Consider the following 13,564-nt stretch of genomic DNA (forward strand, 5'->3'; position numbering starts at 1 on the left):
AGGGTGAAACCCGGGCCCTTTTCCGTGTCGGGCCGCTGCGCGGAACCTGACCCCGGCCATGCGGAGAGGTCCATCATGGCCCGAGCGACGGGCCGCGGGTTCAGCGCGGCCCGGCCAGCATCGGGTTCCCCGCCGAGGGGGCCGGCCCTGCCTGCCGGAGGCCGGCGGACATCGTGGCGGGTGGGGCCGCTGCGCGATCCTCCAGCCTGATCTCGAGGCAGGGGCCCGCCTTGTCCGACCGCTCCCTTGCCGGCGCCTCAAGGCCCCCCGTCAGGATCGCCACCACCTCCTTGAACTCGTCCTTCGTGACCGGACGGCTCTGGAAGTTCGTGACGGTGTTGTCGGTCATCAGCGGGTAAAGCCGCAGCGCGGTTCCTCCGCCGCTGCGCTTGCCCTGGAACACCAGGGCCGCGGCCAGGCTGTAGGGGGGCACGCCGAACCTGCCGTAGCGGCCGGGGGCGTTCCAGACGAAGTTGCCAAGCCCGAAGACCACCGGCCGTCCGTCCACCATCTCGACGGACTGGGCGGCATGAGAGCCGTGGCCGACGACAAGATCGACCCCCGCCTCGACCAGCCGCGCGGCCTCGTCGCGCTGCGCGTCGCTGACCTCGGTGTAATCCTCGCCCCAGTGCGGATAGGCCACGAAAAGCGGGGCGGGCAGGTGATCGCGCAGAAAGGCGATCCTTGCGCCGATCCGCTCGGCCGATTGCGGGCTGACGCCCGGCGCGCCGGGACGGGCATACCAGCGGTAGCGGCTTTCATAGCGGTCGCGGTGCTCGAAGCCGCCGAAGACGACAAGGCTGCGTTCCTGCCCGCCCACCACGAAGCGCCGGATCAGCGGCTTGTCGGCGGCGGCCAGGTCGGGCCCCGCCCCGAAGCTGGCGATCCCCGCCGCGTCAAGCCGCGCAAGCGTTTCCCCGAGGCCCGCCACGCCGCAATCCAGCGCGTGGTTGTTGGCCACCGAGACGGCATGGACGCCCGCCTGCCGCAGCGCCTCGACCGTGCGCTCGGGGTCCGACCAGCCAAGGTTCTTCTTGCGTCCCCGCAGGGCGCTGTCCGGGCGCGACGACAGCGGAGCCTCGAGGTTGCCGATGACAAGATCGGCCGAGGACAGCAGGCGCCCGAGCCTGGCCGTCGAATGCCCGTAGCCGTGCTCGTCCAGAAGCCGCATCAGGCCCGCCGCGCGCGGCAGGTGCAGGAACGGCTCTCCGAAGCCGATGTCGCCGACCAGCAGGACCGTGGCATTGGCCGCGCGGGGCCGCAGCACCTCCGACGGCAGGGGCACCGCGGAACCCGCGTCGGGCGCCGCAGCCGGCGCAGGCTCCGGCCGCTTCTCGGCCCGGGCGGGAACGGCGGGGACCGGGCGTGGCTCGGCCTTCGCGGGCTGGGCCTTGGCGGGCGGGGACAGGCGCAGCGCCGTCAGGACCCTCTTGCGGGCGGCGAGGTCGTCCGGCTGAAGGACCCGGTTGCCCGACAGCCGCGCCAGGGCCTTGCGCGCCGCCGCCAGCACCGGGTCGTCCATCGCGCCGGGCAGGATCGCCAGGTCGATCCGCTCAAGCCCCAAGCCCTGCTCGGCCACGTCAGCCGCCGAGGCGCAGACCAGGACGGCGTCCAGCTCGTTGTCCCAGGAGATCGCGGTCATGTTCTTCAGCCGCCGCGTCGTCGGGGCCAGATCCCCGTCTTGCCCGGCGCCCAGGACCCCGAGCACCCGCCCGGCCTGGACGGCAGCCTTTTCGGCGGCCCTGATCAGGGGCGCGTTCTCCTCGCCCCTGCCCGCAAGGACCACCACCGGGCAGCGGTGGGGGGCGCCTTCGGGGAAAAGCATGTCCAGCACGTTGCCCGCGACATTGCGCGGCTTGCCCTCGGACACCCCGTAATGAAGCTTGAGGCCGGGGCGCGTGTTGACCTCGCAGATGGCGCCCCCGGTTTCGCGGGGCGGCCGGGTGATGTCGGTGGTGATGAAATCGACGCCGCAGACGTCGATCCCCAGAAGCGTCGCGGCGCGTTCGGCCATGGCGCGGATCTCGGGATGGGCGGCGTCGGTCGCATCCACGGTGTCGCCGCCCATGGCGTGGTTGGACTGACGGCGCAGCAGCACCACGCGGCCGTTCTCGGGCACGGCGTCAAGGGTCAGCCCCTGCTCGGCCAGAAGCTCGTCCACCTCGTCGTCCAGCGCGATGGGGACCAGCGCGGTCGCCCGCCCGGCCAGCCGCCGGTCGCGTTCGGGGCGCGCGTTCTCGCGCTCGACAAGGGTGCGCACGGTGCTGGAGCCGTTGCCCCGGACCTGGGCGGGCCGGCGGTTGGTGGCGGCGGCGAAGCACCCGCCCACCACGAGGATGCGGTATTCCTTGCCCGGGATGAAGGACTCGACGATCGCCTCGGGCGAAATGGCCTGCGTGCGCCCGAAGGCCAGCAGGACCCCGGCCTCGTCCGTGATCCCCACGGACACCGCCCGGCCCTTGTGGCTTGACGCGGGCTTGACGACCAGCGGGAAGCCGATGGCGCGGGCGGCGGCCAGCGCCTCCTCCTCGGTCCGGGCGAGGCGCTGGCGGGGCACCGGAAGCCCCGCGGCATCGAGGATCCCCGAGGTGACGCGCTTGCCTGCCGACAGCTTGATCCCCAGCGACAGGCATCTGGATGTCTCGGACCCCCCGACCATCTGGGCGAAGCGGCCCGAGCCGAGGCGGAGCAATTTCGAGCCCTCGACCACCGACCAGCCGATGCCGCGCCGCGCGGCCTCGCGGGCGATCTCGAGCCCGTCCACATGGGGGCGTTCCTGCGCCGTTTCCTGCCGCAGCTCGTGCATGAACTGCAGGAACTTCTCCTGAAGCTCGTCGGACCCCTCGTTGTCCAGAAGCGCCGAGGCGAGCGCCAGCGCCATCTTCACCGTGGCGAGCCCCGTGGCGGGGGTGGCGATCTCGAACACCGCGAGCGCCGGGTTTCCCTGCGGCTGTCCGGCGGGGTCCGCGGCGCCGGGGGCCGTGTCGTCGCGGTCCTCGTCGGGCTGCCAGGAACAGAAGCGCACGGGCCAGCCGACATAGCGCTGCATCGCGACGGCCAGGACCTCGACTACGGCGGCGACGGGCACCGGCCCCGCGGCGGTCGTGACCCGCCGCCAGCCGCCGAAATCGGGAACCCGGCCCGACAGGGGCGGAAGGATCTCGGCCAGGGCCTGCGCGGTGGCGGCGGTGACGACGATCTCGGGGCCCTCGATGAGCGGAAGCTCGATCACCGGCCGGCGCGCATGGACATTGCCCGCCCCCAGCACCCTGGGCTCTCCGGCGCGCAGGCGCCCGCTGCGCGCCCGCCTCACGTCGCGGTCGCTGTGGGGCATGAGCGCCGCCTTGGCCGCCGCGGCGCCCGTCTCCGGTGGCGCGGCAGGGGCCTCGGCCGGGGAACGGGGGACCTCGGCGGGCCGGGACAGGGCCTTGGCGCTGCGCAGCTTGCGCCCCAGCTCAAGCGTCTCGAAGGTCCGCCGGGCAAGATCGGGATCGTCCAGCGCCAGCGTCCTGCCCCCCGTCACCCGTTCCAGCGCCCGCCGCGCGCGCCGGGCCGCCGTGCTTGCCGCCTCTCCGGCCGGAACAACGGCGAGGTCCACGGCCTCGTGGCCCAGGCCCCAGTCCCCCAGCTGGCGGGGCGACAGGACCACGATGCCCAGATCCGCCTCGGGGTCGAGGTCGAGCGCCCGCAGGCGCTCCTCGAAGTCGGCCTGCGTCGTGACCGCCGTCGGCGCGCCCCCGCCCGCGATGGCCGAGGCGATGCCGACCTTGTAGCCGCGGCCTTCCCATTCGGCGCGGATCGCGCTTTCCACGTCGGGATCGGCTTCCTCGCGCAGAACCGCGATCAGGGGGAAGCCCCATCTCTTGCCGGGGGGATAGATCAGGTCGAGCACCGCATCCGCCGCGTCGCGGGGCGTGCCTTCCCGGATGTTGAGGTGGACGCTGAGGTCGGGGAAGGTGTTGACCTCGCAGATGGCGCCGCCCGTTTCCTCGTAGGGCCGGCTGATGTCGGTGGTGACGAAGTCGATGGCGAGGACGTGGATCCCCATCACGGCGGCCACGCGCTCGGCCATCGCCCGCACGGTCGGGTGGGTGATGTCGGTGACGTCGGTCTTGTCGCCGTAAGGCGGGTTCGGCACGTTGCGCAGCAGCACCCAGCGGCCCGCCTCGGGGACGCTTTCGGGGGTCAGCCCCTGCTCGGCCAGCATTTCCACCATGTTCTCGTCAAGGACGATGGGCTTCATGCTGGCGATATAGGTGGGCTGGCGCTCGGGGTTCTCGTTCTCGGCGGCGATGAGCTGGGCGATCGTGCTTTCGCCGTCCCCCTGCACGCGCGGCGGGTGCCGCTCGACCACGCCAAACAGGCGGCCGCCGATCACCGTCAGGCGGAAGGTCGGGCCGCGGATGAGGGATTCGATCACCACCGCCGGCGAGATCGCGGTGGCCAGGTGGAAGGCGCGGGCGACCTCCTCGTCGGTCTTGAGGTTCACCGAAACGCCCTGACCGCCGTTGCCGTCCCTGGGCTTCACGACGACCGGGTATCCGATCTCGTGCGCGCCGGCCAGCGCGCGTTCGAGGCTGCGGGCATAGCGCTGCTTGGCGATCGGCAGGCCGGCCAGGCGCAGCAGGCCGCTGGCGATTTCCTTGCGCTTGGCGAAGCCCGCCGCGATGCAGGGGGTGAGGCTGGTGTCGAGGCCGCGCAGCAGCTCGGCCTGCCGGCCCCGGCCGAGCCGCACAAAGGCCTGCCCCGGCAGGGCCGTCCAGGGAATGCCGCGCAGCATCGCGCGCGAGGCCACCCACAGCGCGAAGCGGTGGGGCGTCGTGCTGGAGGTGCGGCGCTGGAAGGTGCGGAATCCTTCCTCGACAATGGCGCGGATCTCGTCGTCGCCTGCATTCCGCAACTTGCCGAGCAGGTCCACGGCAAGCCTGCCCGCCAGCAGCCCCGCGGATTTCTGCCGGGTCTCGAAGACCGCGACCACGCGCTTCTCGCCCGGATGTTCCGGCCGCTGGGAAGGCGTCACCTGCGCGCCGACCATGAAGCTGACGGGCCAGCCCATCGACCGCTGAAGCAGGAGGGCCATGAGATCGACGACGGTGGCGAGCGGAAGGGGGGCCTGCGCCTCGCGCGCCAGCCGCCAGTTCGGGAAGTCGAAGACCTTTGCCGGCAGGACGGGCACGGCGGCCATGACCTTGTGCAGCCATTCGGGCGCAAGGGTTTCGGGATAACCGTCGTCCAGGCGGATCTCCATGCGGATGACCGGCTTGCGGGAATGGGTGTTTCCCGCCCCCAGCATCCGCGACCGCACCGGCTTGAGGGAACCGCCGCCCGGCGCCGCGCCGGGATGACCAGGAACAGGGGTGGGCCGTATGTCGTCCATGTCAATTCTCCCGCAAGGCAAAGCTCAGGCTGCGAAGGATGGGTGCCGACAGGTAGTCCCAGGCCGTGCGCGCACCCGTCTTGATCATCACGTCCGCGCTCATGCCGGCCTGCAGCGGCACGGCGGCGCGTTCGACGGCCTCGGCCTCCATCTCGATCCGCGCGAGATAATAGGCCATGCCCGTCCGGGGGTCGGTGAGGCGGTCGGCCGACACGGTGCGCACCCGGCCCTCGATCCCCTTCTGCGTGCGCCGGTTCACCGCCGACAGCCAGACCGTCGCGGGCAGCCCCTCGGCGACCTGGTCGATGTCCAGCGGGTCGATGGTGGCCTGCACCACCAGCTTGTCGTTCAGGGGCACGACGTCCAGCAGCCGCTGCCCGGCGGCGATGACCCCGCCGATGGTGTGCACGTCGAGCCCCACCACCTTTCCCGCAATGGGCGAGCGGATCGTGGTGCGTTCCAGGATGTCCTGCGCGGCCGCAAGGCGCTGGCCCAGCTCATAGGCGCGCGCGCGCGTTTCGCGCAGCTGTTCCTCGACCTCGTTGGCCATGGTGGCCTTCAGCTCCGCCATCCGCAGGCGCGCTTCCTCGACGCGCTGGCGCGCCACGCCGATGGCGGCCCGGTGCTGGCTGACGGTGCCTTCCAGGTCCGCCTGCGAGCGCCGCAGGGCAAGCACGCGCGGCGTTTCCATCAGCCCCCGCTCCATCAGCTGGTTGGCGCTGGCCAGTTCCTCGCCGGTCAGGGCAAGCTGGCGCTCGGCCGAGTCGATCTGGCCCTGCAGGCCGTCGATCTCGCTGGTCAGGGCGTTCTCGGTGCGCGCCAGGATGTCGAGCCGGTCGCGCAGAAGCGAGCGGCGGCTGGCGAAGATGCTTTCCTGCCCCGCCATCGCCGCCTGGGCCGCCTGGTCGCCCACCTTGTCGCGCAGATCGGCGGGAAACTCGATCCGGTCACGCCCGTCGCGCTCGGCCGCCAGCCGCGCCTCGGTGGCGCGCGCCTCGAAATATTGCGCCTGCACCTCGTTCAGCGCGGCCTCGGGATGGGTGTTGCCCAGCCGGATCAGGGGGTCGCCCGCCTCGACCACGTCCCCTTCGCGCACAAGGATCACCTCGACGATCCCGCCCTCGAGATGCTGCACGGTGCGGACATTGCTTTCGACGGCCACGACGCCCGGCGCCACCACCGCCCCCTCGATGGGCGCAAGGGCCGACCAAGCGGCAAAGGCGCTGCAGAACAGCAGGATGATGGCAAAGCCGCAAAGGGTCAGGCCGGTCCCGAAGGGCGGCCCGATGGCCGCGCCGGTTTTGGAAGGCTCGTCGGGGGATGTCACGTCACGCTCCTCAGCCCGGTGCCGTCGTCGGCCTGTTCGGCCTTCTTGGAGGATTCGGCGCGCGTCACCTCCAGGGTGCCGCCGCCGAGGATCAGGAACTTGTCGGCCATCCGGCTGAGCGGCGTCGAATGGACCGCCTGGGTGGCCACGATGGTGCAGCCCTCGGCCTTGAGCTGCTTGAGCGCGGTTCCCAGGGCGCGCCGGGTGGCGTCGTCGAGGTTGGCCATGGGCTCGTCGAGGACGATCAGCCGCGGCTTGCCCAGAAAGGCCCGCGCCAGCGCGATCCGCTTGCGCTCGCTGCCCGAAAGCCCGGTCGCCTCGGGGCCGATGGGCGTGTCATAGCCCTGGGGCATCGCGATGATGCGCTCGTGGATGCCCGCAAGCTCGGCCGCCGCGACCACCTCCTCGAAGGGCGCGTCCCCCAGGCGCGAGATGTTCTCGCGCACGGTGCCGGTGAAGATCTCGGTGTGCTGGGGCAGGTAGCCGATGAGGTTCGCCCGGATGTCCTGCGGCACCCGCGCGATCTGCACGTCGCCCAGTCGCACCTGCCCGTAGCGCGGCTCGATGATGCCGACGATGAGGCGCGACAGCGTCGTCTTGCCGGTGCCGCCCGTCCCGGTGATCAGCAGCCCCTCGCCGGGGGCGAGGCTGACGGACAGGCGCCGGACGACGTCCTCGCGCTGGCCCTGGTGGCGGAAGGACACCTTGTCGAGGATCAGCGGCGCCTGCGTCATGCTCGGCAGGATCGAGACCTGCGCCTCTCCGTTGTCCGCAAGGCGCTGCTTGAGGCTGGCATAGGCGGTGCGGGCCTCGCGCAGCGAGCGCCAGTTGCGCGCCGCGCGTTCCGCCAGGGTATAGCCGAAGCCCGCCATCACCCGGGCCGCGAAGATGCCGCCCAGGGTCATCTCGCCCACGATCGTCAGCCACAGGCCGAAGGCGATCATGCCGATGCGCAGGATCTCTCCCAAGCCCCGGATGAGGATGCGGTAGAAGTTCTGCCGGGCCTCGATGCGCTCGCGCTCGGTCAGCTTCCCCCCGGCGCTGCGCTGCCATTTCTCGGTCAGGGCCGAGGACATGGACAGCGCGCCCACGCTTTCGCGGTTGCGCTCGGCGTCGATCACCAGAACCCCGGCCTCGCGCGAGGCGTCGTTGGACACGCGCCGCGCCTCGCGGGTGCTCCATTCCTGCAGGATGGCCAGGATGACCAGCAGCCCCACGGCGCTGAGCGCCACGGTGCCGAGCAGCGGGTGGATGAGAAAGGAGCCGAACAGGAAGATCGGAACCCAGAACACGTCGAGCCAGGACGCCGCCCCCTGCGACACGAAGGAGCGGACGCGGCCCAGGTCGCTCAGCGCGCGGGTGATGTCGGCGGCGGGCCGCGCGCCGGGGCTGGACAGTTCCTGGTTGACCAGGATCGGGCCGAAGCGGCGCTCGATCCAGGTGCCCCAGCGCGTCAGCATCCGGCGGCGCACCACCTCAAGGGCAAGGCCCGCCGCCACCGCGGCCAGCACCATGACCGTCAGCAGCACAAGGGTTTCCACGCTGCGGCTGACGGGGATGCGGTCCAGCACCTGAAGCAGGTACAGGGGCGTCGCGAACCGCAGCAGGTTGAGAAAGGCGGTGAACAGGATCAGCGCGACGATGCCGCCCCACGAGGCGCGCCAGGCCGCCGTGACCGCCGTGTCATTGCCGGCCTTGCGCCGTCTCGCCATCGGTCCCGATTCCTCAGCGCGGCGGGCTCAGGGCGCGGGCGCCCGCCCCGCCGGGGGACACCTCGGCGACCCCGCCGGGCAGTTCGGCGGCATCCTCGTCATCCCCGTCCAGGGCCGAACCGTCCAGGGCCGCAAACTCGCGCGCCTCGGCCTCGTCGCCACCGGGCCAGGCCATCCGCGGGGGCATGGCGGCCAGCGGCGCGGCCGGAACGGCGTCCGCGACCAGGTGGCTGATCCGGGCCGCGACCCGCATGGCGTCCGCACGCCCCAGGCCCGGCCCCCCCAGCGTCCGCAGCAGCCCCAGCAAGGCGACTTCCCGCGCGCAGGCGTCGGGGGCGCGAAGCACCGCCTCGACGTCGCCCGGCGCGACGGCCGTGCCGAGGAACGAGGGGATGTAGGTCCCGTGCCGCAGACGCGGCACCCGCAGCTCGATGGCGCCCATGCCGCTGGCCCAGACAAGGCGGCGGAAGCCGTTGCGCCGGTTCGTCCGCCCCGTCAGATGCCCGCCGGGTCCCATGCCGCAGCACAGGACGACCTCGTGGTCCATCAGGTGCCCCGCGACGATGGCCAGCATCTCGCGCGCCTCCTCCGAGGCGCCGGGCGCGCCGGGGGAGGCGATCTCCAGCCCGCCGGAGGCGCCGGGCGCGGCGAGGCCCCGCGGCGGGACCGGATAGGCGGGCTGGGCGGGCATGGCGGCCTTGGCCAGCGCGTGCAGCGAGTATTTCTGGAAGCGGGATTCCGAAAAGGCGCGGGCGGCGCGGCGCTGGATCGCCGGCACGAGCAGCCCGTCCTGAAGGTCGAAGGGCGAGTAATAGCGCAGCCCCGTGGCGGATTCGGCTTCCCGGACGCCCAGGGGCGAAAGCCCCAGACGCCCGCTGATGCCCAGAACCGTGTGGCCCGCCTCGGCAAGCTCGCGGACGCCGCAGATCGCCCCCATCGCATCGTAGGAAGCGAAGGTGCAGCCCATCGTCAGCCCGCGCAGGACGACGCTGCGGATGAGCTGGGCGGTTTCCTTCTGCTGGAGGCCGTCGGCGATCTCGATCACCACCACCTCGCAGCCAAGCGACGCGGCGTGGTTGATCAGCCGGAACGCGCCCGCCAGGATGTCGTCGATGGGCGCGAGATAGGTGCTTGCAAAGCCCGCATCGGTGAAATCGAGCGCCACGTCCGCGCCCGCGTCCCGCACGATCCACATGTCGCCCCCGGCCCCCGTGCCGGTGATCTTCAGCGCGGCGACCTGCAGGCCCGCGCGCTTGAAGCCCCGCACCAGCGAGGTCGAGGTCAGCGTCTTGCCCGCGTTCATCGAGGTCCCGAGCGACAGGACGACCGGCAGGTCGGGGACCTGCTCGGAGGCCTCGATGCGGAACTGGGCCAGGTTGATCCGCTTGCCGGACGTGTCGCCCACCAGCCCGATCGGCGTGATCTGCGTGGCCGGCTGCACCCGCAGGTGGCGCGCCAGCTCCACCCCCGCGACGCCGCCGGCGGCCACAAGGGCGCAGGGCGACAGGTCGTCGCTGACCACCGCCTCGAACTGGTCGGGGGCATAGCGGTTTCCATAGCTCACGAGGATCTCGTCGCCGGGAAACAGATGCGCCCGGCGGCCATCCGTCAGTTCGAGCTTGGTCTGCTTGCCCAGGACATCGACGCGGGCCAGAACGAGATCGCCCGCATTCGGGCGGACATCCCCGGCAATTATCGTGGACATTGCCCCTGGCGGGACACGGCGCGTGCTGAACGCGCGCTTTATTCCATTCCTGCGATGGCTGTCCAGCACACTGATTGTCATAGCCCCCCCTCCCCGGTTGGCTGTGATTGCTGCTCGAATCTATTGGGACCTTCGGCGACGCCTTTGCGCTTTTTGTGTTAACGATGATTAACGGCCTGACAAGCGAAAAGGATGCGCAATCGGCGGCATAATTCCTATCAACTTGAAGATGATCCGCTTTAGATGTTAATTCACTTGCGTTTCACGTTAAGGTAGAAATGAAGAAACATTTCTCGCCTCGGTTGATAACAAGCATGCTGCGTTTCCGCGCAGATCCCGTCTCCTGCGAAACGGGGGCTTTCGCCGGGCCCTCAATCGCCGGCGCGGGCCATCCCCAGCCCCATCGCCTCCAGCATCTCGGGCGAGCGCATCATCCGGCCCCCTTCGTGGCCGATGCCTTCTGCGGTGACGAGGCGCCAGTTGAACGGCCAGCCCCGTGCCCGGGCCTCCTCGCGCGCCGCCTCGAACAGGTTCAGGCCGCGATCAAGGCGGTTCTCGCCCTGGCGGTTCGCCGTCCGGGTGGTCACCAGGTCCTCGTCGCCGGTGTCATCAAGCCCCAGGAACACCGTCACGGGCGCGGAAAGATAGGCGCGCAGCATCTCTTCCTCGGTACCGTCGTCGCCCAGCCCGTCGAAGCCGTAGGGGGCGTCCTCCTCGGTGTCGGGCCAGACATGGGTCGAGGGATTGGCGATGATGATGCGCCGGGCTTCCGCGGGCGGGTCGTAGGCGGCCACCCGCGACAGGAACTGCCCCCCGGCGGAATGGCCGAACAGGTAGGAGGGCGCATCCGGGCGGCCTTCCTGCGCCTGCGCCCAGTCGATGAGCTCGTCAGTCATGCCGGCGGTCCAGTCCTCCTGCGGCTGGACCTCGCCATCCTGCACGACCCCGCCCCTCTGGTAGCGCCAGTTGGGAAAGCGGTCCTTGTCGAACAGCGGGGCATAGATCGCCAGGCAGGCCTTGTCGGCCAGGGGACGGGCGGCATCGCGATAGGATTCGGCCGTCCGCCCGCTGCCGTGAAACACCAGCAGGATCGAGGGCTGGGCGCAGCCGGAGGGATGGTAGGTGAAGACCTCGACGTCCTGCCCGCCAAGCCGGACCTCGGCCTGCCCTTCTCCGACGGGCGGCGCCGGGGCGGCCCGCAGGGTCATGCCGCCGAAGGCCAGGGCGCCCATCAGCGCGGTCAAGACCCAGCCGGTGATGCGTGCCATGGCTCCGTTCTCCCGTTTTCAGCCGGAGGGGGATGGTTGCGGTCCGGGCGCAGGCACAGGGAAAGGGCCGGCCTAGTGCCGGACCTCCTGCGCCTTGCAGATGCCGTGCATCTCGACCGGGCGGAAACGCTGCTTCATCTCGCGCAGGCCGACCCGGTTGTTGTCGGTCGAGTCGTTGAAGTAGGCCAGTTCGGGGAAGTTCTTCATCATCTGGTGACGCAGGGCATAGGCAAGCCCGGGAAACTCGTGGTCCGCGACGGTCAGGTAGACGCAGCCGTATGACGAGTTGATGGGCCCGCCGAAGGAATAGGCGCGCACGGTGCCGTCGATCTCGAAGACCTCGCCGCGCATGTGGGACGCCGGGATCTGCGTCGCCTCGTTCAGGCAGCGGATCATGGCGCCGTAGCCCTTGGGCCCCACGCCCTTGGCCTGCAACTGCCCGCGGAACTTCTCGTAGACCGCAAGGCAGGCGCTCTGGTCGGCGGGGGTGAACTCGCGCACCACCAGCGTCTCGTGCTTCTTCAGGCCCGCCAGATAGCGCCGGACCCTGGCGAACTCGGACCCTTCCAGCCCGGCCACGGCGGCGCGGTCGTAGATGAATTCCCTTTCACGCAGGCTTGTCGAAAAGCCGTGGCTTTCGACAAGGCCCACGTCCTCCTCCTGCACCCAGTCGATCCGGCCCGCGCGGCCCCGGTTGAAGTCCCGCATCCGTTCCCTTGCCCTTTGCAGCGCCGCGCCGCTGAAGGGGAACGGAGGCAGGTAGAGGCTCAGCCCCAGCCCCGAGGCCCGTTGCTGCACGTTGTAGAGAAGGAGCGCGCCCGCCACCTCCTCGAACAGCAGAAGGCGGTCCCTCCTCTGGCCGCCGAAAAGCAGGCGCGGGAAGTAGTAGTGGTGGGACTTGATCCCGCACCCATCCATCGCGGCCTGGAAGCGGTCGCCGTCCGCCGCCCGGATGACCGAAAGATCGCTGCACAAATCGGGGATGCTGAGAGCCTTCATGCGACACCATTCCAATCCTGCGCCGCGTCCCGGCATGGGCGCGGACATGCTTCGGCAGACGTGATGTGGATACCCGTTCCGGGTAACCATACCTGCAATTCCATGGCAGACAACAGAAACAGTATCGCAACTCTGCTTGATGTCAAATTGACTTCATGTCGTCAGATTATCGCGAACTGGCAATGGCGGAAGTTAACGCCCAAATTACTCAGGTACTTCAACATGAGCACCAAATTGGTGCTTCCATACACTGAATGCCGTTTGACAATGTGACGTTGTCCATTTGATGAATTGCTGATTGATGAATTGGCAATGATTTCCCCGTTCCGTGCTTGACAACTTTCCCTCTGGTTGTGCTTGATGGCTGCAAATCGGGTGAAACATGGCCAGGCTTCTTGCTGCCAGCGGGATTTGGGCCATCATGGCCGGCGCCGCCCTCGGGCAGAGCGGAGGCGCCCCCGTGGACCCGCCCGCGCAGGAAAGGGCGAATGCCCTGCGGGAGATCATCCTTCTGATGGAGGAGGAGGCCGCCGGCCTGCGCAGCCAGATCGAAGACATGCGGGCGGAACTGGCGACGGGACAGGCCCCGGCTGCGGCGGCTGCGGCTCAGGACGCGGCAGAACTGGCCGAACTGCGCCAGCAGCTGGAAGCGGCCAGGGCCGAGACCCGCGCGGCCGGGGAGAAGGCCGCCGCCGCGCAGCTGCAGGCAAGGACGACCTCGGACGCGCAGGCCCGCACCCAGCAGGAACTGGCCGAACTGCGCGCGCGCCTTGCCAGGTCCGAGGCGGCGCGGCAGGACGCCGAACGGATGCAGGCCGACCTGACTGCCCGGCTGGAGGCCGCGCAACAGGAACTCGCAACGCTGCGCGCGGCCGAGGACCAGAGGATGCGGGACCAGGCCGCCCTGTCCGATGCGGAAGCGAGCCTGACGGAGTTGCGCCGGCAGATCGACGGGGCCGGAGCCGAGCTGGCAGGTCTTTCGGAGCGGAAGACAGGGCTGGAACAGCAGGCCGCCGCCTTGGGGGAAACACTTGGCGCGACGCAGCAGCAGCTGTCCGACCTGACCGCGCAGCGCGACGCGGCGCGGGAGGAGATCGCCGCGCTGGAGGCGCGCCGGACCGAGGCCGAGGCCGCCCTGGCCCAGGCGCAGCAGCGCGAGGCGGAACTGCGGCAGGG

General features: G+C 70.5%; 6 protein-coding genes and 1 pseudogene. 1 reads left to right on the forward strand and 6 read right to left on the reverse strand.

Annotated elements, in window-relative coordinates; translation table 11 throughout:
• Positions 1 to 100 precede the first annotated feature (100 nt).
• The 6 genes from BLQ03_RS13350 to BLQ03_RS13375 all read right to left on the reverse strand — a co-directional run bounded on the left by BLQ03_RS13350 (position 101) and on the right by BLQ03_RS13375 (position 12,388).
• The gene (locus BLQ03_RS13350) at positions 101 to 5,377 is read right to left on the reverse strand and encodes a CapA family protein (RefSeq protein ID WP_090756824.1); all 5,277 of its coding nucleotides are present in this window, start codon (positions 5,375 to 5,377) and stop codon (positions 101 to 103) included.
• Position 5,378: 1 nt separating this feature from the next.
• Positions 5,379 to 6,704 carry an HlyD family type I secretion periplasmic adaptor subunit gene (locus BLQ03_RS13355; RefSeq protein WP_175558874.1) on the reverse strand — a complete coding sequence of 442 codons (1,326 nt, stop codon included), beginning with the start codon at positions 6,702 to 6,704 and terminating at the stop codon, positions 5,379 to 5,381.
• Complete coding sequence (locus tag BLQ03_RS13360; protein WP_090756826.1) at positions 6,701 to 8,416, reverse strand: type I secretion system permease/ATPase; 1,716 nt, start codon at positions 8,414 to 8,416, stop codon at positions 6,701 to 6,703. The genes BLQ03_RS13355 and BLQ03_RS13360 overlap by 4 nt, the downstream gene beginning before the upstream one ends.
• Positions 8,417 to 8,429: 13 nt before the next feature.
• Positions 8,430 to 10,121, reverse strand: a complete 1,692-nt coding sequence (locus BLQ03_RS13365; RefSeq protein WP_090756827.1) for a transposase — start codon at positions 10,119 to 10,121, stop codon at positions 8,430 to 8,432.
• A 371-nt stretch (positions 10,122 to 10,492) separates the two neighbouring features.
• Positions 10,493 to 11,389, reverse strand: a complete 897-nt coding sequence (locus BLQ03_RS13370) for an alpha/beta fold hydrolase (protein ID WP_090756828.1) — start codon at positions 11,387 to 11,389, stop codon at positions 10,493 to 10,495.
• A gap of 72 nt (positions 11,390 to 11,461) precedes the next feature.
• Entirely contained in the window at positions 11,462 to 12,388 is a 927-nt protein-coding gene (locus BLQ03_RS13375; RefSeq protein ID WP_175558875.1) for a phosphatidylglycerol lysyltransferase domain-containing protein, read from the reverse strand.
• Between the two features lie 421 nt (positions 12,389 to 12,809).
• On the opposite strand from BLQ03_RS13375, the pseudogene BLQ03_RS13380 reads away from it, so the two are divergent.
• Positions 12,810 to 13,564, forward strand: a pseudogene (locus BLQ03_RS13380) (hypothetical protein); the annotation flags it as partial.

Source organism: Paracoccus chinensis, from assembly GCF_900102885.1.
Taxonomy (GTDB): Bacteria; Pseudomonadota; Alphaproteobacteria; order Rhodobacterales; family Rhodobacteraceae; genus Paracoccus; species Paracoccus chinensis.